Genomic DNA, 19101 nt, shown 5'->3' with positions numbered 1-19101 from the left:
TGGGGACGGGAGGCTCCTCTCCCTTTCAAAAGAGCACTGATGACAACCTCTCCTTCCGGCCCTGCTGGGCTCGTGCTGCCGAATGCCAGATCATCATCGCATCCTGCTTACCCGCCACCAGCTCCGCCTGGGCAGCGGGCTATCACGCAGTGTCGAGCTAATCCCTCGAGTTGCCGAAAGGTTGAGCTGCCCGAAGATGGCAGTCGCCATCGTAGGCTTCTATGCTAAAAGCCGGCATTTAAAAAAATCGGCGCCATAATGTTCCTCGGGACGGCTCTGGCGCCAGGAGCGACACTATGGACACGACCGCAATGTTCACCAGAACCCTGCGAGGCTGGGGCCTGACGGGACTGGTCATCACAGCCTGCCTGGCATTCGGCGCTGAAACCCATGCGGCCACACTTGACGAGGTTCGTGAACGCGGCAGCATTCGTGTCGCCGTAGCGGACGAAATACCTTACGGCTATCTCGACGAGAGCGGCAAGGGACAAGGCGTTGGACCCGACGTGGCTCGATACATACTCGGGCAGCTGGGCATCGAGAAGATCGACTGGCAGGTGGTGAGTTTCAACGACCTGATCACTGGATTGGAAGCTAACCAGTTCGACATGACCGCAGCGGAGATGGCCATTCGTCCTGAGCGCTGCGAGCGGGTTCTCTTTTCGCAGCCCAATACCTCCTACGGCGAAGGCCTTCTGGTACGCGCCACCAACCCCGAGGAGATCAACGCCTACAGTGACTTCGCCGAACGTGACGAGCTAACGGTGGCTGTACTCGCCGGATCGACCCAGATCGATATCCTGGATTCCCTCGGCGTTCCCAAGTCGCGCATCGAAGTGATCGACACCAATGCCGCAGCCATCGACACCATCATCCAGGGCCAGGCCGACGCCTATGCCGGTACCGGATTGACGGTCAGCCAGCTGGATGCGCAGAGCCCGCAAGTCGAGGTCGCACAGAATTTCGTCGACCCGGTCGTGGATGGAGAGATGATCCGCAGCTGGGGCGCCTTCACCTTCCCTCGGGAGGCAGAAACGCTGCGTGATGCTTTCAATGAAGTACTGCTGGCCTATCGCAACACCCAGGCCTGGGAAGACACGCTGAGAAAGCACGGCTTTACCCAGAATGACATCCTCAACGCCTTCCGTTTTGATACCGAATGGTTGTGCAATCGCCCGCACTGAGCCTCAGCCACTACCACCCTAGCGTCTGCTTCACGAAGGGAATGGTCAACTTGCGCTGGGCGGTGAGTGATGCGCGGTCAAGGCGCGCCAGTAGATCGAAGAGTTCGTCGAGGCGTCGTGGGCCACGGTGCAGGATGTAGCGGGCCACCTCGACGGGCATCTGCATGCCACGCCTTCGGGCGCGCAACTGAAGCGCGGCTAGCCGCCCGGGGTCATCCAGCCCCCGCAGATGGAAGGTCATGCCCCAGCTCAGACGCGAGGCCAGGTCACAGAGTGCCACCGGCAACTGGCGCGGCGGCGCCTCGGCGGCGATCACCAGGCGCTTTCCGGCATCCCTCAGGCGGTTGAAGGCGTGGAACAGCGCCTCTTCCCAGCGCTTGCGCCCCACCACACGGTCGAGGTCATCGATCGCTACCAGATCCAGGCGCTCGATCTCCTCGAGCATCAGCGGCGGGAAATGGCCGAGCTCGGCCAGGGGCAGGTAGAGAGCCCGACAGTCGCGGTCGGAGGCGGCATGGCAGGCGGCCTGCAGCAAGTGACTGCGGCCGGTGCCACATGCTCCCCATACATACAGGAAAGGCTCGCCGCCTTCATCAAACTGGTGCATGAGCCGGTCGACCAGGGCTGCATTAGGCCCGGGGTGAAAATTGGCGAAGGTAGCGTCGTCGCGCAGCCCCACGCCCAGCGGCAACTGCGCGGGTGCTCGGCTCATGGCGACTCCTCGTCGTGGGTGCGTTGACGGCGTGCGTCATATAGAGAGCTGCTTTTATAGTGCTTATGCAAATAACGCAATACCACCATCACCACCGCGGCCATCGGCAGCGCCAGCAGCACGCCGGTGAAACCGAATAGCTGCCCACCGGCCAGCACGGCGAAGATCACGGCCACCGGATGCAGACCGATCTTGTTGCCCAGCAGCTTGGGCTGGAGCACCACGCTCTCGACCAGTTGACCGAAGCCGAACACCACCGCGACGCCAAGCAGGATCCACCAGTCACCGGTCTGGAAGAACGCCACCACCCCCGCCACGGAGATGCCCACGATCACCCCCAGATAGGGCACGATGCTGGCCAGGCCGGCAAGCATGCCGATCAGCAGGCCAAAGCGCACGTCCAGCAAGGTGAGCCCCACCGCATAGATCACCCCCAGGCAGAGCATGACGATCAATTGGCCGCGCAGGAAGGCCGACAGCACCTCGTCGCATTCGCCGGCCAGATGTACTGCGGCTGGCTCCCAGCTACGCGGCAGCGAGCCGCGCAGCTGGGCGACCAAGATGTCCCAGTCCAGCAGCAGGTAAAAAGTGACCACCGGGATCAGCGCCAGGTTGCCGATCCAGGCAACCAGCGCCAGGCCGGAGCGCGAGGCCCGGGCCAGCAGGCTGGCCGCGAAGGTGCCGGTCTCCTTCCAGTTGTCGACGATCGCCTGGCGCATCTGGTCGATGTCAGTGGAGAGGTCCATGCCGGTCAGTGACTGGATGCGCGGCACCACCGTCTGCTGCAGCCAGTTGAGCACCGCCGGCAGCGATTCGATCAACTGACCGAGCTGTCGGCCGAGTATCGGCACCACCAGCAGCAGGGTGACCACGATGACAAGCAAAAGCAACAGGAAGACCAGCGATACCGCCAAGCGCCGCGAGAGGCCAAGGGCCTCGAGACGATCGGTCAAGGGATCGCCCAGGTAGGCAAGTATCATGCTGACGAAAAAGGGCGTCAGCACCGGCTCGATACTGGCCAGGAACCAAAGCCCCAGCGCCGCCACCGCGGCCGCCACCCACCACTGCCTGTGCATCGTTGCCTCCGTGTTTCGCTAAGCTGGCAGGCTGCCAGCCGCGTGCCGTGATGCTACAATTCTTACTTCAATCTGGCACTTGCGCATCGTCCGGCGACCGGCCTCGCGAGCGCCCACCTCTTACAGGAAGCGACATGACGGATTCCACTCCCCGCCCGAGCGGGGCATCGCTCAGTTACAAGGACGCCGGCGTCGACATCGATGCCGGTAATGCCCTGGTCGACCGTATCAAGGGCGTGGCCGAACACACCACCCGCCCGGAAGTGATGGCCGGCGTGGGCGGCTTTGGCGCGCTGTGCGAGCTGCCGACCGGCTACCGGGAGCCGGTGCTGGTCTCCGCCACCGACGGCGTCGGCACCAAGCTGCGCCTGGCCATGGAGCTTGGTCGCCACGACACCATCGGCATCGACCTGGTGGCGATGTGTGTCAACGATTTGGTGGTGGCTGGCGCTGAGCCGTTGTTCTTCCTCGACTACTATGCCACGGGCAAGCTCGAGGTGGATATCGCTGCCGATGTGGTGAGCGGTATCGGCCACGGCTGCGAGCAGGCCGGCTGTGCCCTGGTAGGTGGCGAGACCGCCGAGATGCCCGGCATGTACCAGGGCAGCGACTACGACCTCGCCGGCTTCTGTGTCGGCGTAGTGGAAAAGTCCGAGATCCTCGACGGCAAGCAGCTCGGCGAGGGCGACGTGCTGCTCGGCCTGGCCTCCTCCGGCCCCCATTCCAACGGCTATTCACTGATCCGCAAGATCCTCGAAGCCAGCGATGCACGCCTCGACACTTCCATCGATGGCCGTTCACTGGGCGAGGCTCTGCTCAAGCCGACGCGCATCTACGTCAAGCCCTTGCTGTCGCTGCTCAAGGAGACCGACATACCGGTGCATGCCCTGTCACACATCACCGGCGGCGGCCTTGCCGAGAACATCCCCCGCGTATTGCCCGAGACCCTGGCGGCGCGCGTCGATGTCTCCAGCTGGAAGCGCCCGGCTCTCTTCGACTGGCTCCAGGCCGAGGGCAACGTCGAGGAGCAGGAGATGTACCGCGTGCTCAACTGCGGCATCGGCATGGTGATCGTGGTCCCAGCAGACAAGGCCGACCAGGCCCGCGCTCACCTCCAGGCCCAGGGCGAGACGGTCCATCGCATCGGCGTCATCACCGCGCGAGGCAACGCCGAGCAGCAGCTCCAGCTGGAGAACCTCAAGGCATGAGTGGCACCGACTACCAAAGCGACACCCTAAATGCCTTTACTCCCGAACCCAGCGAGGCTCGGCGAGTGGTGGTGCTGATCTCCGGCAGCGGTAGCAACCTCCAGGCATTGATCGATGCCCAGCACCACGATGCCCTGGGCGGCAGGATCGTCGCGGTGATCTCCAACCAAACGAACGCCTACGGTCTGAAACGTGCCAGGGAGGCCGGCATTGATGCCGTTGCCCTGCCTCATCAAGAATACGACAGCCGCGAGGCCTATGATGGCGCCCTGATCAAGGTGATCGAACGCCATGAGCCCGATCTGCTCGTGCTGGCCGGCTTCATGCGCATCCTCACGCCGCGCTTCGTCAACCGCTTCCTGGGGCGGATGCTCAACATCCACCCCTCGCTGCTGCCCGATTACCCGGGCCTGCATACCCATGCCCGCGCGCTGGCCGATGGCGTCACCACGCATGGCTGCAGCGTACATTTCGTCACCGAGCAGCTGGATGGTGGACCGGTCGCCCTGCAGGCCGAGGTGGCCGTCGCCGAGGACGATACGCAGGAAAGCCTCAAGGCCAAGGTGCAGGCCCGCGAACACTTGATCTATCCGATCGCCGTGCGCTGGTTCCTGGAAGGACGCCTGCAGCTGCGAGGGGATAGCGCCAGCATTGACGATGTTACCCTGCCGCCCGGCGGCATGCGCCTCTCGCATGCCGATGCCGCCGAGGAGCTGGACGAGGATCAGGAGCTGTAAGTTTACCGCATATCACTCCTGCCCAAGGCCGTGTCATGTCTTCGGTAGGGTCACGCCGCGCTGCCCCATGTACTTGCCACCGCGGTCCTTGTAGGACGTCTCGCAGACCTCGTCGGACTCCAGGAACAGCATCTGCGCCACCCCTTCATTGGCATAGATGCGCGCCGGAAGGTTGGTGGTGTTGGAGAATTCCAGGGTCACGTGTCCTTCCCACTCGGGTTCTAGCGGGGTGACATTGACGATGATGCCACAGCGAGCATAAGTGGACTTGCCCAGGCAGATGGTCAGCACGCTGCGCGGTATGCGGAAGTATTCCACGGTGCGTGCCAGGGCGAAGGAGTTGGGAGGAATTACGCAGACATCGCTCTTGATGTCGACAAAGCTCTTCTCGTCGAAGCCCTTGGGGTCTACCACCGCGGAATGGATGTTGGTAAACACCTTGAACTCGTCGGCGCAGCGCACATCGTAGCCGTAACTGGACGTCCCGTAGGAGATCACCCGCCGCTGGTTCTCATAGCGCACCTGATCGGGCTCGAAGGGCTCGATCATGCCGTCGCGCTCGGCCATGCGGCGAATCCACTTGTCGCACTTGATACTCATCGAAACGTCCTGAACTGTGTCTGGGAAGCCAGCGAATGAAAATCGGGGCCACATCATAGCGGCCCCGGGCAGGGAAGGTCACGGGAGTTGCCCACTCGCTCAGGGCGACTGCAAAGGGATCTATCACTCGAGGCTATCCCGGCGACAAGCCTGCAAGGAGGCGCTGTGAACCCGTCCATGGGCGCTACCGACGCCATCCATGGCGTAGGACCTCCTCGTCGGCTTGTCCCCGGTGCCTCTCGCTGTGGGTAACAGCAATGGCCTGGCATCTCACTCGCTGAAGGAGATCTCCGGCCCCTCGGCGCCCTGGCCGCGGACCTGCTCGCCGACCTGGCGTGCCATGTCGCGAAAGGTGGCGGTCACCTCGCCTTCGGGTTCGGCCACCACGGTGGGCCGCCCGCTATCCACCTGCTCGCGGATCGACAAGGTCAGCGGCAGACGACCGAGCACGCGGGTCTCGTACTCTTGGGCGATGCGCTCGCCGCCGCCCTCGCCGAAGATCGGCTCGCTGTGGCCGCAGTTCGAGCAGATGTGCAGGCTCATGTTCTCCACGACGCCGAGCACCGGCACGTTGACCTTGCGGAACATCTCGATGCCCTTGCGTGCATCCAACAGGGCAATATCCTGAGGCGTGGTGACGATCACCGCGCCGTCCACCGGTACCTTCTGGGCCAGGGTCAGCTGGATGTCGCCGGTGCCCGGCGGCATGTCGATGAACAGATAGTCGAGATCGTCCCAGACGGTCTGGGTGAGCATCTGCTGGAAGGCACCGGCGACCATCGGGCCTCGCCAGACCATGGGCTCGCGGATATCGACCAGAAAGGCCATGGACATGGCCTGGATGCCATGCGCCTCGAGCGGCTTGAAGCGATTCTCGCCGGCGGACTGAGGCCGCACCCCCTCGCCCACTCCGAGCATCTGGGCCTGGCTGGGGCCATAGATGTCGGCATCCAGGAGGCCCACCCGATAGCCCTCGGCGGCCATCGCCAGTGCCAGATTGACGGTCACGGTGGACTTGCCTACTCCGCCCTTGCCGGATGCCACGGCGACGATATGCTTTACCCCTTCGATCACGACTCGCTCCTTATGCAGTGGGGGTTGCCACGCAAGCGGCTTGAGGGCTCAGTATACCCGCCGTGCCGGCCTGCCATGCAATGCCCGCCATCGCGAGACGGCGAGCCCAGGGCTCGCCGTCTCGCATTCCGGAATGAGAGAAAGGCGATCAGTTGGCCTTCTTCTGGACCGCATGCTCCTCGCCGTCGTCCTCCTGGGCAGCATTGGCCTGTGGCTGGCTGCCCGCCTTGCCTGCGCCACTGCCGGTATTGGCCGGCGCTTGCGTAGCGGCGCTGCCAGATTCAGTGGCAGCCGCTGACGAGGCATTGCCGCCGCCTTGGGTGCTGGTGCTGACGGTATTGCTCTGCTGAAGGCGAGCCAGCTCGTTGCGCCAGCTCTCGAGCTGGCCTTCCAGGCGGTCGAGCTGGGACTGGCGCGACTCCACCTGAGATTCGATCTTGGCGACTTCCTCACGGCCGACCTTGATGGCCACCTCGAGGTCATTGAAGGTCTCCCGGGCCTGCTCGACCTGGGCCTTGGCCTCCGCCAGCTCGGCGCGGGTCCCCTTGAGCGCCTGGCTGGCTTCACTGCGGCTGGCTTCTAGATCGCTGATCTCCTGCTGGAGGGCATCGCGTTGCTGCTGCAGCGAGGCAATCTCGTCGTTCAATGACGCCAAACTCTCTTCGGCTGAGGCAATCTGCTGCTGCAAGTCCTTGAGTTCGGCACGGGCCGCGTCGCGCTCGGCCAACGCGTCACTGCGCTCCTGCTCGGCCTGCTGGCGGGCTTCTTCGGCTGAGGCAATCTGCTGCTTCAGATCCTTGAGTTCGGCACGGGCCGCTTCAAGCGCCTGGTTGGCCTCGCTGCGGCTGGCTTCGAGGTCGCTGATCTCCTGCTGGAGGGCATCCCGCTGCTGCTGCAGCGAGGCAATCTCGTCGTTCAATGACGCCAGACTCTCTTCGGCTGAGGCAATCTGCTGCTGAAGGTCCTCGAGTTCGGCACGGGCCGCGTCGCGCTCGGCCATCGCGTCACTGCGCTTCTGCTCGGCCTGCTGGCGGGCTTCTTCGGCTTGCTGGCGTTCTTTTTCGGCGGCCTGACGAGCCTCCTCGGCCTTCTGCAGCGATGCCTGAGCCTCGTCGCGTGCCTGAACGGCCTGCTGACGCTCTTCCTGAGTGCTGGCCAAGGCCTGGTCGGCGGTCTCGAGCTCTTTCTGACGGGCTTGCAGCTCTGACTTCACCGATGCCAATGAGGCCTGGACGTCCTCGAGTTCGCTGCGGACCGTAGTGATTTGCTCCCGGGTACTGGCCAGTTCCTCCTGGGTGGCCTGCAATTGCTGCTCGAGAGCGTTGCGCTGCTCTGCCAGTTCATCAATGTTCCCGGCCTCGCTGCGCAGCTTCTCGACGCGACTTGACAAGGTTTGGTTTTCGGCCTGGACCTTTTCGAGACGCGCCTGCAGCGACTCGCGGGCCTCATTGCTGGAACTGACATTGGATTGGGCAAACAGGGCCCAGATGATGGCAACCACTGCCACGGCCGCCAGGCCTTTGACACGGTTGTCCTTGAAAAGCTCACTGATTGACGAATCGGCCATCGCCGCATCCCCCTGCATGGTGAAATGTCGCCAGCCCTGGTTGGCCGGCCGTCCTGGTCACGACTCCCAGCATACACGCCCGGCGAAAGGTCGCCACCCGACTATCGACGCCCTTATCAACGTCTCGAACAACGCTCAGAGTCATCGACATCAGGTATCGATCTTGCCGCGTAACGCCTTTTGCCGACTCCGCTTCTTCTTGCTGTCCAGCCTTCGCTGCCTGGCGCCCTTGCTGGGACGGGTGGCGATACGCTTGCGAGGGGCGTACATGACACTCTTGATCAGCGCCTTCAATCGCGCCAGGGCCTCGGCGCGGTTGCGCTCCTGGGTACGCTGGCTCTGGGCCTTGATGATCACCACGCCGTCACGGGTGATGCGCGAGTCACCCAGCGCCAGCAGCTTCTCCTTGAAGCCCTCGGGCAGGCTCGAGGCCTGGATATCGAAGCGCAGGTGGATGGCGGTGGCGACCTTGTTGACGTTCTGGCCGCCGGCTCCTTGGGCGCGCACCGCCTGCATCTCGATCTCGTGGTCGGGGATGCTTACCTGGCGAGAGAGTTCCAGCATGCTGTCTGCCTCCACATGGTAAAGAATCGCGACCGGTAGCAGACACCGCGCACCTCAGCTGGCCAGCCAGATGCAGTGCCTGGCGCCCTTGCCGGGACGATGAGCACGCACCGTGACTTCCTCGACCAATAGCCCTACACGGCGCAACCGCTCGGTGAAGGCGGGGTCCTGGCCGGCCGACCAGACCGCCAGCACCCCGTCGGGGCGCAGTGCCTCCTGGGCCGTGGCCAGGCCCTGGGGCGAATAGAGCCAGTCGTTGTCGCGGTGAGTCAGCCCCTCGGGGCCGTTGTCGACATCGAGCATGATGGCATCGAAGCCAGCGGGTTCGCGGCGCAGCAGCTCACCGACGTCACCCAGGCTGACCCGGGTACGCGGATCGTCGAGGGGGCGACCGGCGGCGGCACCCAGTGGGCCACGGTTCCACTCCACCACCCCCGGCACCAGCTCGGCGACGACGACCTCGGCGTCCTCGCCCAGCGTCTTCAGCGCCGCCGCTAGGGTAAAGCCCATGCCCAGCCCGCCGACCAGCACACGGGCACCAGAGCGGCCGGCGACTCGCTCGCAAGCGAACTCTGCCAGGGCATCCTCGGAGCCGTGCAGGCGAGTGTTCATCAGCTCCCCCGTCTTGCCGGCAATACGGATCGAGAACTCGTCGTTACGCTGCAGCAACCGCAGCTCGCCGCGCGAGCCGGGAATGCTTGCCGTGCCGATCTCTTCGAATTTTGCCATGGTGCCTCGCTGTGGAAAGAGGGGATCAAGGGCGCGCATTATGCGCGGGCACGCCGGCGACGTGCCATGCGACCGGCCATGCCAGCCGACTGCAACCAGTGCGCCAGCATGACCCGTCCTCGCGGGCACCTCACTCCTGCTTGTGGGCCAACGCCATCAGGTAGAGCGCCAAGGACAAGGCCAGTACCGAGAGCGCCAGGTAGATGGCATCCAGCGGGGTGGCAAAGCTGATGCCCACCACGGCACGGAAGAACTCGATGATCACGGCCAGGATCACCACCCGGGCAATCTTGTCCTTGAGCTGATCGAGAGATTGGACATTGAAGGGGTGATGGGGGTCGCGGCCTTCCGCCGGCTCGATGCGCGAGATGAACAGCTTGTAGACCCCGAGGGCGAAGATCATCAGCACCAGGGCGATCAGGTAGATGTCCACCGCGACGATAATGTCGGTAACCACGCTCTTGTGGATGTCCGCTCCACCCCCGGCATAGTGGCGCCAGGTATCGGCCAGGACCGAGAGGATATCCAGGCTGGCGATGACGAACAGCACCAAGGCTCCCAGCAGCGCCGGCACCACGGCCAACAATACCATTAGACGCGAACTCCACAGGAAGGTCTCGAAGCGTCGCTCCAGCTCGCTGCGGGTGGTGCGGGGCTCGGGCCGTGAATCCGGATCCATGGTTATCTCCTCGAGTGTTCTCGCCCCGACGGGGCAACGTCGGGAACGGGTTTGACCCGACGGCGCAGGATACGCCTATGATGAGTCACGTATTCTTGCATGGCAGCCGCGATGACATCACCATCCTTTCCCTCAGCACGTCTGGCACTTACCCTGCTGCCACGCATTCTGCGTTTCCTGTGGCGGGTATTGGTCGTTTTCCTCGGCAACCGCGGCATCCTGCTGGCCGGCGGGGTGGGCTACAACATCCTGCTCTCCATCGTGCCCCTCTTCGCCCTGCTGGTCGCGCTGCTGGCCGGGGTGGCCGACCAGCAACACCTGCTCGAGGTGCTCGCCATCCAGGTTCGCCACCTGGCGCCCGCCCATGCCGAGGTGCTGCTCGATGCGGTGCGAACCCTGCTCGACTCCCGGGACGTGATCGGCATGCTGGGCTTTCCCGTGCTACTGCTGTTCAGTTCGTTCGCCTTTCGCATGCTCGAGGATGCCCTGGCGATCATCTTCCACACCCCGGACACCCAGCATCCCCGGCGCAGCGCCTGGGTCTCGGCGCTGCTGCCCTATGCCTTCATGCTGGTGCTGGGCGCGGGGCTACTGGCCCTGACGCTGCTGGTCAGCCTGGTCAGCGCGGTGAACGCCCTGTGGCTGGCACTCTTCGAGCGCGAATTGCCACTCGCGGGGCTCTCGGAAACGGCACTGAACCTGACCAGCTTCCTCGGCGTCTTCCTGCTGTTCAGCGCCATCTACAAGTTCCTTCCGGTGGTGAAGATCGCGCTGCGTCGCGCCGTGGTGGGGGGCTTCGTCGCCGCCCTGCTGTGGGAGGGGGTGCGCCTGCTGCTGGTGTTCTATTTTGCCAACATCTCGCTGGTGAATGCGGTCTACGGCTCCCTTGCCACCCTGGTGGTGGTGCTGTTGAGCCTGGAGGTGGGCGCCATCATCCTGCTGCTGGGCGCCCAGGTGATCGCCGAACTGGAGCGCAATGCCCGCCTCGGCCTGCCCTGGCACGTCGACCCGCGACGCCAGGCCGTGACCCATGTCGACTGAAGCGATCCACAAGCCGGGAAGGTGCAAAGCCTTGAACCGCCAGTCCGTCAAAAGATAGGCCGGCGATCCCGCTTGCGCCGGGCAGTTGTCTCGCGCGAAGCTCAGTCGCCTTCCGGTCCACCCGTCCCGCTGGTCACCCGCATGCGCCGACGCAGGATGGGCCCGACGATATAGGGCAGGATCAGCCCCAGGCCGGCGAAGCCGGCCCATGACGCTGCTGCTGGTGGAGGATGACGCCCTGCTGGCCACCCTGAACAAGAAAGGCATCGACTCGATGGAGTCGATGCCTGGATACCTGGGACGAGCGCCTTACTGTATGAAGGAGATTTCCACCGGCACAGTACCGCGGTTGAGCATGCCGAGTTCCTTGGCGGCACGCTTGGAGAGGTCGATGATACGGCCCTTGGCATAGGGGCCCCGGTCATTGATCAGCACCTCGACCTCGCGGCCGTTATCCTCGCGGGTCACCAATACCTTGGTCCCGAACGGCAGGCTGGGGTGCGCAGCCGTGAGGGCCTTCTGGTCGAAGGGCTCGCCACTGGCCGTGGTCCGGCCCTGGAAGCGGTCGCTGTAGTAGGACGCGACACCCTGCTGGGTCTCTGAGGTCTTCTCGTGGGCCTGCCCTATGCCGGAAAAACCGACCGTCATCAGGCCCGCCAGGCACCAGGTCAGGCTCAGGCGGGAACGTATCCCCATGTTGTCACCTCATGACTTACCGTATTGCGCCGACGTTCGCGTCCAGCGATCAGGCGCCATGATCGGTTGTTGACGGCGCAGGATGCTTACCCTGCAGCCAACCCGAACTCGTTGCCAACGCCTGGTCGAACCAGGCCAGACGATCGTGCAACGTCACGACTCCGCCGACGATAATCAGGGTTGGTGGACGGATGGTAACCACATCGCCGGATGTAGGCAAGTTCTGAAGGGTGCCAATATGTATCCGCTGGCGCGAGGTGGTGCCCTGCTCGATCAGGGCCATGGGGGTCTCGGGAGGCAAGCCATGGCGCTGAAGCTGCTCGCCGATCAGGGCCAGGCTGCCCAGTCCCATGTAGAACACCAGCGTCTGGCCAGGGCTTGCCAGCGTCGTCCAGTCCAGGTCGCTGCTGCCATTTCGCAGATGCCCGGTCACAAAACGCACTGACTGGGCATGATCGCGATGGGTCAGCGGAATGCCAGCATAAGCGGCACAACCGGAGGCCGCGGTAATCCCGGGAATCACTTCCACCTCGATGCCTGCGCCTATCAGGGTCTCGAGCTCTTCGCCGCCACGACCGAAGATGAAGGGATCGCCCCCCTTGAGCCGCACCACGCGTTTGCCGGCTCGGGCCCAGTCGACCAGCGCCTGGTTGATACCCTGCTGGGGAACGCTATGTCGGGAACGCTCCTTGCCGACATAGCACAGCGAAGCCTGCGGGGGCGCTAGGGCAAGCACCTCGTCGCTGACCAGGCGATCATGCAGGATCACCTCGGCGGCCTGCAGGCGGCGCAGCGCCTTGATCGTCAGCAGTTCGGGATCTCCCGGCCCGGCGCCCACCAGGCTGACACCACCGGCCGGAAAGACGGAGCCGGTCGGCCACCTGATATTCCGATTACTATGGCATGGATGATCCGCCTGCATATTCCAGAACCCCATAAAAAAACATTTTATATGCGATATGGTAATTAAAATGCAGGCTACTTGCTACTATTCTCTCGTCGATAAATGCTGCATCCAGAGGTTTGGCACAAGCGGCAAGCTCACTCCCCCCTGTCCAGCAGGCGCTCGACGCTCGATACCTTGTCATCCATGTGCTGGTCACGATCGGTGCGGGTGCCAAGCTTGAGCGTGGTGGTGATACGTGGGGCGCCCATCTCGTGAACGACTTCGTGACAGCGCTTGACCACCGCCATCACCTCGTCCCAGGGGCCTTCGATGTTGGTACCGTAGGCATGCAGGCGGTGCTCGAGCCCCGACGTCTCGATCACCCGCTGACAGGCGGCGACATGCGATGATACCGAGACCCCGACGCCCAATGGCACCACACAAAGATCAATGATCACGTTCATGCGCTTTCTCCTCATTCGTTAACCTGGCTTAATATACGACCCGATCATGCTGGTCTATGATAATTAGCAAAAAGCGAGACAGCCACGAAATCTTGCCCGACACCTTGACCAGCCAATATTTTTGATGACCGGACCCGGAGGACTCCATGACCAGCGAAACACCTATCGGCCCGATTGCCCTACCCAACACTCGGGCCCGCCGGGTCATCGAACAGTTGCTCGAGGGCTCAGGCGTCACGCTCAATGGGGATGCGTCCCAGGATATCCAGGTGCTGCATCCCGATTTCTTCTCGCGGGTCCTGCGTCAGGGCACACTAGGACTCGGCGAGTCCTACATGGATGGCTGGTGGGAGTGTGAGCGTATCGACGAGCTGGCCTACCGGCTGCTATTGAACGGGCTAGGCGAGCATGCCCGCTCAACCACCGAACGCCTCAAGTACCGCCTGCAGGCCGGCTTCCTCAACCTGCAGAGCAAGGCGCGAGCCTATATGGTCGGCGAGGCCCACTACGATCTGGGCAATGACCTCTTCGAGCGTATGCTCGACCCCACCATGTGCTACTCCTGCGGCTACTGGAAGTCGACCGATGACCTGCACCAGGCCCAGAAGGCTAAGCTGGAGCTGGCGTGTCGCAAACTCGACCTCAAGCCGGGCATGCGAGTTCTCGATATCGGCTGTGGCTGGGGCAGCTTCGCCGAGCACGCCGCCCGTTACCACGACGTCGAAGTCACCGGCATCACCATCTCCCGCGAGCAGGCTGCCCTGGCCAGAGAGCGCTGTGCCGGACTGCCGGTGGAGATCGTGCTGCAAGATTACCGAGACCTAAACGGGCTATATGATCGTATCGTCTCCATCGGCATGTTCGAGCATGTCGGACACCGCAACTACACCACCTACTTCGATACGGTAAGACGCCTGATGCCCGCCGACGGCCTCTTCCTGCTGCATACCATCGGTTCCAACCGCACCAAGATCTCGGCAGACCCCTGGATCAATCGCTATATCTTCCCCAATGGAGTGCTGCCCTCGGCCACCCACATCGCACGCAACAGCGAAGATTATCTATTGATGGAGGACTGGCAGAACTTCGGCCCGGACTATGACCGCACCCTGATGGCCTGGCTGGCAAACTTCGATGCCCACTGGCATGAGATTGCCCATCGCTACAACGAGCGCACCCGCCGCATGTTCCGCTACTACCTGGCGATCTGCGCCGGCGCCTTCCGCGCCCGGCATCTGCAACTGTGGCAGGTCGTCTTCTCCCGTGGACGTCCTGAACGCTACGACGCCCCGCGGTGAGTCACCTGAACAAACTTCCCCTTCCTCGATCCGTGTCATAGCCGGACCCCGCTTGTAGGCGATCTCTTACGCCGGAGGGAGGGTATCGGCAATCCCCCGACGGCGTATAATAAAGGTGCTTGCCCAAGAAGCGCTCAGCTTACGCTTCCTGTCATCGCCGTGGGGCAGGACAATAACCAAGCCAAGAATGAACAACCTGTACGCAGCAGGGAAAGACAGGGAAAAGGACACCCGCATGCCCTCCAACGACGTCATGCCGGGTGGGGAAAGACCGCAGCCGGAGTGGATCCGCGATTTGACCGAGCAATTGCCCGGGGTAATCTTCCAGCTGCATCGTGCACCAGACGGGCGGATGCACTTTCCCTACCTGGCCGGCAGCGGTACGCAACTTCTGGGGATCGACCGGCATGACCTGATGCAAAATGCGCTTCCGGTTCTCGAATGTCTGGACGAGACAGATTACCCTCGCCTGATGGCCGCCATCGAGCGTTCTGCCCGCTGGCAACGTCCCATCACCACTAAGTTCCGGCTGAAGATGGCCGCTGGCCGTCAGAGCTGGATCGCCCTGCGAGCCCAGCCCTGCCGAGTCGAGACTGGGATCCTCTGGCACGGCGTGATGATCGATATCAGCGAGCAGGTCGTCGAAGAGCAGCGACTTCGCCGCCTGTCCGACACCGACGATCTAACCGGCCTGGCCAACCGCCGCAAGCTGATGCAGCGCCTCGACGAGGAAATCTCGTTGAGCAATCGGCATGCCCTGCCGCTGTCACTGATGATGCTCGACCTGGATCATTTCAAGTCGATCAACGACACCTGGGGACACCTCAAGGGCGACCATGTACTGGAAAGGGTTGCGGCACACTGCCGTGACATGCTGCGCGAGGAAGACCTGGCCGCCCGCCTGGGGGGCGAGGAGTTCGCCCTGCTGCTGCCGCTGACCGCAGAGACACACTGCCAGCAATTGGCCGAGCGCCTTCGCGAGCGCATTGCCAACCATGACTTTGGAATCGGGCCTGGAGAGATCACCGTCAGCATCGGCATCGCCGAGCACCGTATCGGTGATACCCGCGAGACCCTAATCCAGCGTGCCGACGACAGCCTGTATGCAGCCAAGCGCCGGGGGCGTAATCAGGTCATGGTCGGCGTCTAAGCGGACACATGCTCGCACTGTTCGAGAGTTAAGCATTGCCTGAGCCGTCGGCTTGCCGACTCTCAACCACTGAAGGTTGACCCTGACGGAGAACATATGCCGGGCTTGACAGGCAGTACACAGTTTTTCATGCCAGCTCTTTGTTTTTCACCAACCACGCCCCGCTGGGGCAACAGGAGGTTCCATGAGCCAGCTTTCCGCACAGCAATGCGAAGCGTGCAGCGTCGATGCCCCTCGCGTCACGGAAGACGACATCGCCGAATACCGCAAGGAGGTGCCCGAGTGGCAGATCATCGAGCGCGATGGCATCATGCAGCTTGAGCGCACGTTCACGTTCAAGGATTTCGTGCAGGCCCTCGACTTCACCCAGCGTGTCGGCGATATCGCCGAACAGGCCGATCACCACCCGGCGATACTCACCGAATACGGCAAGGTCACCGTGACCTGGTGGTCCCACAAGATCAAGGGCTTGCACAAGAACGACTTCATTCTTGCCGCAAGAACCGACGAGGTAGCGAAATAAATGTTCGAGCACATTGAGCGGGTTCCCGGGGATGCCATACTGGGTCTGATCGAAGCCTACAAGAAGGATACCAACCCTCAGAAGGTCGATCTCGGCGTGGGCGTCTACAAGGATGCCCAAGGCAACACCCCGGTGATGCGCGCCGTCAAAGAAGCCGAGGCCCTGCTGCTCAAGAACGAGACCACCAAGACCTACATCGGCTCCCATGGTTCTGCGACGTATGGCGAGGTGATCCTGCCCCTGGTGCTGGGCGAGGGCTCGCCGGTGCTCCAAACCAAGCGCGCCAGCGCCACCCAGTCCCCAGGCGGCACCGGTGCCCTGCGCCTGGCGGGTGACTTCATCGCCCAGCAGATGCCCGGCAAGGCGATCTGGGTTTCCGATCCGACCTGGCCGAACCACCTGGGGATCTTTCCGGCCGCCGGCCTGACACTGCGCAAGTACCCTTACGTGGACGCCGAGAACCGCCTCGACTTCGACGGCATGCTGGCGGCGCTCGAGCAGATCCCTGAGGGTGACGTGGTGCTGCTGCATGCCTGTTGCCATAATCCCACCGGCTTCGATCTGTCCCGCGAGCAATGGCAACAGGTGATGGAGGTGGTTCGCGAACGCCAGCTGCTGCCGCTGATCGACTTCGCCTATCAAGGATTCGGCGAGGGCCTCGATGAGGATGCCTACGGGGTTCGGCTAATGGCCGAGAATCTCGACGAGGTGATCATTACCAGCTCCTGCTCCAAGAACTTCGGCATCTACTGCGAGCGCACTGGCTGCTTGATCATGGTGGCGAAGAACAACGAGCAGATGGAAAACGTCCGCTCACAGATCGCCATCGTTGCCCGCGAGAACTACTCCAACCCGCCGGCCCATGGCGGAGCCATCGTCAGCGAGATCCTGCACTCCGCGGAGCTCGCGGCCATCTGGCGTGAGGAGCTCACCGAGATGCGCGATCGTATCAACACCCTGCGTCGCGATTTCGTCGAGGCGCTCAAGCCCTATGGGCTGGCGCAGCAATACGCCTGCGTGGCCGAGCAGCGCGGCATGTTCTCCTACACCGGCCTGACGCCCGAACAGGTCGACCGTCTGCGCGACGAGTATGGCATCTACATGGTCCGCTCGGGCCGTGCCAATGTGGCCGGCTTCTCACACGAAAACCTCGCCTACCTGACCAAGGCGATCGCCGCGGTCAACTGATCGCGACGGTTCCAGCAGGCACGACGCCCGGGCAATCGCTCGAGCGTCGTCGTTCATGGGCTCTCTTGGCCAGCGGTACGATGGCTATTCGCGGGTTGCCGGCCGGGGCTGGCAAGAATGCGTCGCAACACCTGCCAGGCCGCCAGTCCCGCCAGCAGGTTACCTAGCGCTGCCCCCATGGCCAGGCCGAGCAGATCCCCCAGCCAGGCCCCAACCCAGAGACAGGGCAGGTAGAAGACGAACAACCGGGCGGCCGACATCAGCATGGCGCGTAACGGCCAGCCCAGCGCATTGCCCGCCGAGACCACGATCATGCATACCCCCAATGCCGCATAGCTGGGCAGCAAGAAGCGAATCAGGATCGCCAGGTCGTCGCGCACCTCGGGATTGCCAGAAAGCGCCAGTGCCACCCAGGGCGACGCCAGGGCCATCAGTATCCCCAGCGACAACTGCCAGACCACCACCACCTTGAGCGCCAGGCGCATCAGTCGGTGGATCTGGTTCCAGTCCCCGGCGCCGTAGCAGCGCCCTAGCCAAGGCGGCAACGACATCGTCATGGCCAGCACTACCATCAGCGAGAGGGTTTCCAGTCGACTGGCCAGGCCCCAGGCCGCCACCTGAGTCTCGCCGAGAGAGGCCACCACCGAGATCGCCAGCATCGCTGCCAACGGTGGCATCAGCTGGCTGATCATCGCCGGGCCGGCAATACCGGCGAAGGACAGCAACGATCGGCGCAGTTCATCGAGCAAGCCTCGGGCCGCCAGCCATCCCCGGCCAACCAGCCGGCGTCCCAGCACCAGCAGGCCGGTGGCAAAGGCGATCGTCGTGGCCCAAGCGGCGCCGGGCAACCCCCATCCTGGCCAAGGCCCGATGCCGAAGATCAGCAGCGGATCGAGGACCAGGTTGACCAGGCTGGTGATCACCATCATCTTGCCGGGCAACCAGGTGTCCCCATGGGCGCGGAACAGGCTATAGCCGAAATAGAGAACCGCTCCCAGCCAGGCTGCCAGTAGCTGGGGCGCCCAGTAGAGGCGTATCAGTGCGCGAGTGGACGCATCGGCCCCTAGTAGAGCGAAGACCGGCGCCTGCACGGCCCACAACAGCAGTACCAACAGCGCAATGGTTATTGTTCCCACCAGCAGCACCAGGCTGCTCAGTCGCCGTGCCCTGGCGGCCTCCCCTGCTCCCAGGGCACGTGAGATCAGTGCCGCGATGGCGATCCCCAGGCCGACCTGGATACCGATAACCAGGAAGGATAGCGGGAAGGTGAACGACTGGGCGGCCAGCGGCGCCGTGCCGAGGCGTGCGATGAAGGCACTGTCCACCAGCTGAAAGCCGAGCAGTGCCAACACGCCGATAGCCATCGGCCAGGTCTGGCGCCACAGGGTGAAGCCAAGCGAGGAACGGGATTCTTCGAGTGGGGTCACGGCAGCTCCGGGGTCACGCGCAGAGTTGGCATTCTACGCCAAGCGAGCGCCAGTCTCAGCCCGAAAACCTCGCATGACTGGATACCACACGCTGCATTTCCAGGGCAGGCATGGGGCGGAAGAAATAGAACCCTTGGACCAGATCACAGTGCATCTCCCGGACCAGCACCAGCTGTTCGCGGCTTTCATGCCGACGGCTGCAAGGCACTGAGCATCATGGTGCTAAACCGGGACAATGTCGCCGGCGGGGATAACCACCTCTATGCCGACAAGGCGGGTACCCGCCCCTGGTCGATAC

The 19101-nt window shown here is 63.3% G+C and carries 20 protein-coding genes; 8 read left to right on the top strand and 12 right to left on the bottom strand.

Annotated elements, in window-relative coordinates:
* The first annotated feature begins 296 nt into the window (after positions 1-296).
* Positions 297-1184 carry an ectoine/hydroxyectoine ABC transporter substrate-binding protein EhuB gene (gene ehuB, locus DFO68_RS01195; RefSeq protein ID WP_208107325.1) on the top strand — a complete coding sequence of 296 codons (888 nt, stop codon included), beginning with the start codon at positions 297-299 and terminating at the stop codon, positions 1182-1184.
* Between the two features lie 10 nt (positions 1185-1194).
* Here the strand turns inward: ehuB and hda are convergent, their stop codons facing one another.
* Both hda and DFO68_RS01185 read right to left on the bottom strand, forming a co-directional pair.
* Complete coding sequence (hda, locus tag DFO68_RS01190) at positions 1195-1896, bottom strand: DnaA regulatory inactivator Hda (RefSeq protein ID WP_133481238.1); 702 nt, start codon at positions 1894-1896, stop codon at positions 1195-1197.
* On the bottom strand, positions 1893-2972 hold the full coding sequence (locus tag DFO68_RS01185) for an AI-2E family transporter (RefSeq protein WP_133481236.1): 1080 nt from the start codon (positions 2970-2972) through the stop codon (positions 1893-1895). The genes hda and DFO68_RS01185 overlap by 4 nt, the downstream gene beginning before the upstream one ends.
* 134 nt (positions 2973-3106) lie before the next feature.
* Here DFO68_RS01185 and purM point away from each other — a divergent pair, with 134 nt between their 5' ends.
* Both purM and purN read left to right on the top strand, forming a co-directional pair.
* Positions 3107-4180: a phosphoribosylformylglycinamidine cyclo-ligase gene (gene purM / locus DFO68_RS01180; RefSeq protein ID WP_133481234.1), complete on the top strand. Its 1074-nt coding sequence runs from the start codon at positions 3107-3109 to the stop codon at positions 4178-4180.
* Complete coding sequence (purN, locus tag DFO68_RS01175; RefSeq protein ID WP_133481232.1) at positions 4177-4917, top strand: phosphoribosylglycinamide formyltransferase; 741 nt, start codon at positions 4177-4179, stop codon at positions 4915-4917. The genes purM and purN overlap by 4 nt, the downstream gene beginning before the upstream one ends.
* Before the next feature lie 33 nt (positions 4918-4950).
* On the opposite strand, the gene dcd is transcribed toward purN, so the two are convergent.
* The 6 genes from dcd to DFO68_RS01145 form a co-directional block, all read right to left on the bottom strand.
* Positions 4951-5517: a dCTP deaminase gene (gene dcd / locus DFO68_RS01170; RefSeq protein ID WP_133481230.1), complete on the bottom strand. Its 567-nt coding sequence runs from the start codon at positions 5515-5517 to the stop codon at positions 4951-4953.
* A gap of 270 nt (positions 5518-5787) precedes the next feature.
* Complete coding sequence (gene apbC / locus DFO68_RS01165) at positions 5788-6588, bottom strand: iron-sulfur cluster carrier protein ApbC (RefSeq protein ID WP_166637509.1); 801 nt, start codon at positions 6586-6588, stop codon at positions 5788-5790.
* Between the two features lie 151 nt (positions 6589-6739).
* Positions 6740-8158, bottom strand: coding sequence for a hypothetical protein (locus DFO68_RS01160; protein ID WP_133481226.1), 1419 nt, complete (start codon positions 8156-8158; stop codon positions 6740-6742).
* Between the two features lie 150 nt (positions 8159-8308).
* Positions 8309-8722: an alternative ribosome rescue aminoacyl-tRNA hydrolase ArfB gene (gene arfB / locus DFO68_RS01155; RefSeq protein WP_133481224.1), complete on the bottom strand. Its 414-nt coding sequence runs from the start codon at positions 8720-8722 to the stop codon at positions 8309-8311.
* 54 nt (positions 8723-8776) lie between these two features.
* The gene (locus DFO68_RS01150; RefSeq protein ID WP_133481222.1) at positions 8777-9451 is read right to left on the bottom strand and encodes a spermidine synthase; all 675 of its coding nucleotides are present in this window, start codon (positions 9449-9451) and stop codon (positions 8777-8779) included.
* 130 nt (positions 9452-9581) lie between these two features.
* A complete protein-coding gene (locus tag DFO68_RS01145) occupies positions 9582-10130 on the bottom strand; it encodes a YqhA family protein (RefSeq protein WP_133481220.1) in 549 nt (182 codons plus the stop codon).
* A gap of 111 nt (positions 10131-10241) precedes the next feature.
* On the opposite strand from DFO68_RS01145, the gene DFO68_RS01140 reads away from it, so the two are divergent.
* Positions 10242-11171 (top strand): YihY/virulence factor BrkB family protein, encoded by a 930-nt coding sequence (locus DFO68_RS01140; RefSeq protein WP_133481218.1) that lies wholly within the window; start codon positions 10242-10244, stop codon positions 11169-11171.
* 309 nt (positions 11172-11480) lie between these two features.
* Here DFO68_RS01140 and DFO68_RS01130 read toward each other — a convergent pair whose 3' ends face one another.
* From DFO68_RS01130 to DFO68_RS01120, 3 genes are all read right to left on the bottom strand, one after another.
* Positions 11481-11867 (bottom strand): septal ring lytic transglycosylase RlpA family protein, encoded by a 387-nt coding sequence (locus tag DFO68_RS01130; RefSeq protein WP_133481214.1) that lies wholly within the window; start codon positions 11865-11867, stop codon positions 11481-11483.
* A 49-nt stretch (positions 11868-11916) separates the two neighbouring features.
* On the bottom strand, positions 11917-12789 hold the full coding sequence (gene cobA, locus DFO68_RS01125; RefSeq protein WP_133481212.1) for a uroporphyrinogen-III C-methyltransferase: 873 nt from the start codon (positions 12787-12789) through the stop codon (positions 11917-11919).
* A 119-nt stretch (positions 12790-12908) separates the two neighbouring features.
* Positions 12909-13217: an MTH1187 family thiamine-binding protein gene (locus DFO68_RS01120; RefSeq protein WP_133481210.1), complete on the bottom strand. Its 309-nt coding sequence runs from the start codon at positions 13215-13217 to the stop codon at positions 12909-12911.
* A gap of 146 nt (positions 13218-13363) precedes the next feature.
* Here DFO68_RS01120 and cfa point away from each other — a divergent pair, with 146 nt between their 5' ends.
* The 4 genes from cfa to DFO68_RS01100 all read left to right on the top strand — a co-directional run bounded on the left by cfa (position 13364) and on the right by DFO68_RS01100 (position 17376).
* The gene (gene cfa, locus DFO68_RS01115; RefSeq protein ID WP_133481208.1) at positions 13364-14515 is read left to right on the top strand and encodes a cyclopropane fatty acyl phospholipid synthase; all 1152 of its coding nucleotides are present in this window, start codon (positions 13364-13366) and stop codon (positions 14513-14515) included.
* Between the two features lie 235 nt (positions 14516-14750).
* Positions 14751-15665 (top strand): GGDEF domain-containing protein, encoded by a 915-nt coding sequence (locus tag DFO68_RS01110; protein ID WP_133481206.1) that lies wholly within the window; start codon positions 14751-14753, stop codon positions 15663-15665.
* 184 nt (positions 15666-15849) lie between these two features.
* Entirely contained in the window at positions 15850-16188 is a 339-nt protein-coding gene (locus tag DFO68_RS01105; protein ID WP_133481204.1) for a 4a-hydroxytetrahydrobiopterin dehydratase, read from the top strand.
* Positions 16189-17376, top strand: coding sequence for an aromatic amino acid transaminase (locus DFO68_RS01100; RefSeq protein ID WP_133481202.1), 1188 nt, complete (start codon positions 16189-16191; stop codon positions 17374-17376). It begins immediately after the preceding gene.
* A 53-nt stretch (positions 17377-17429) separates the two neighbouring features.
* On the opposite strand, the gene DFO68_RS01095 is transcribed toward DFO68_RS01100, so the two are convergent.
* Entirely contained in the window at positions 17430-18740 is a 1311-nt protein-coding gene (locus DFO68_RS01095; protein WP_133481495.1) for an MATE family efflux transporter, read from the bottom strand.
* Between the last annotated feature and the right edge of the window lie 361 nt (positions 18741-19101).

Origin of the sequence: Halomonas ventosae (assembly GCF_004361885.1) — a bacterium.
GTDB lineage: Bacteria > Pseudomonadota > Gammaproteobacteria > Pseudomonadales > Halomonadaceae > Halomonas > Halomonas ventosae_C.
Note: the sequence above shows the minus strand (reverse complement) of the source record. Positions and strands in the feature narration are given on the sequence as shown.